Origin of the sequence: Pectobacterium sp. CFBP8739 (assembly GCF_013449375.1) — a bacterium.
GTDB lineage: Bacteria > Pseudomonadota > Gammaproteobacteria > Enterobacterales > Enterobacteriaceae > Pectobacterium.
Genome location: NZ_JACDRR010000031.1, coordinates 631 through 947, shown reverse-complemented (window position 1 = coordinate 947; position 317 = coordinate 631). Strand labels below are relative to the sequence as shown.

At 60.3% G+C, this 317-nt stretch carries 1 protein-coding gene; it reads right to left on the bottom strand.

Translation table 11 applies throughout. From position 1 onward, the window contains the following. Positions 1-317 (bottom strand): contractile injection system protein, VgrG/Pvc8 family (locus H0247_RS19900; RefSeq protein ID WP_255434021.1); only part of this gene is annotated, 317 nt, incomplete at both ends.

Genomic DNA, 317 nt, shown 5'->3' with positions numbered 1-317 from the left:
ATTCGGGTGCTCCGTCAGGGTGAACGTGCTGCCTGGCATCAGCCCCGCGCAGTTCGATTCCCCTTCGCTCGTCACCGCCCCTGAGCGCAGTGCATCCAGCCGATAGCCGCTGAATGCCTTGCCGCTCGGGTCTTGTTTGTAGCGCCCCGGATAGTCGTAGTGCTGATAACTTTCGCGCTGGTGGGCGAGTTCGTTGCTCATCTTCTTGTGCGACAGCCCGTAAGCCGGCGTTTTGAAGCAGTAGTCTTTCAGCTCCACGTCCGAGGTGCTCACCCGCTCCGCGTAGTGGAAACGCCGAACATATTCGCCTTCGCTCA